This is a genomic window from Streptococcus oralis, from assembly GCF_001578945.1.
Classification (GTDB): Bacteria; Bacillota; Bacilli; order Lactobacillales; family Streptococcaceae; genus Streptococcus; species Streptococcus oralis_Q.
The window spans coordinates 1-383 of record NZ_KQ969632.1 but is presented as its reverse complement, the minus strand read 5'-3'; the positions used below and the strand labels follow the sequence as shown (position 1 = coordinate 383).

Below are 383 nucleotides of genomic sequence, written 5' to 3'. Positions count from 1 at the left end.
GATAGCGGCCACAAATCTGTTCAGGCGACCAGGAGGATTTTAAACCGTTCTCAATTTCCTTTTTCAACTTTGGTGTTAAACAAGACTTCCGACCTTTTTGCTTAGCCCTGTGGTCGTATTGTTCCTGTGCTAAGTCTGCAGAATAACTATTTTGGCATCGTCTTAACTCTCTTGAAATGGTAGACTTATGGACGCCAAGTTTACTTGCAATTTGGCAAGGTTTCAAACCTAAATCCAAGTAAGTTTCTATCTTTATTCGGTCGGTTATGGTAAGATGGGAGTAGCTCATAGTTTTTCCTCGGTTTCTGTTTGTGTGGTTACTTACAGTTTACACCAATGAAATGCTATGAGTTTTTTTGTTGCACTATATTTTACAATTTATC

At 38.4% G+C, this 383-nt stretch carries 1 protein-coding gene; it reads right to left on the bottom strand.

Annotated elements, in window-relative coordinates:
* On the bottom strand, positions 1–289 hold a 289-nt coding region (locus SORDD16_RS10935; protein ID WP_164966534.1), incomplete at its 3' end, for a helix-turn-helix domain-containing protein.
* Positions 290–383: the final 94 nt, after the last annotated feature.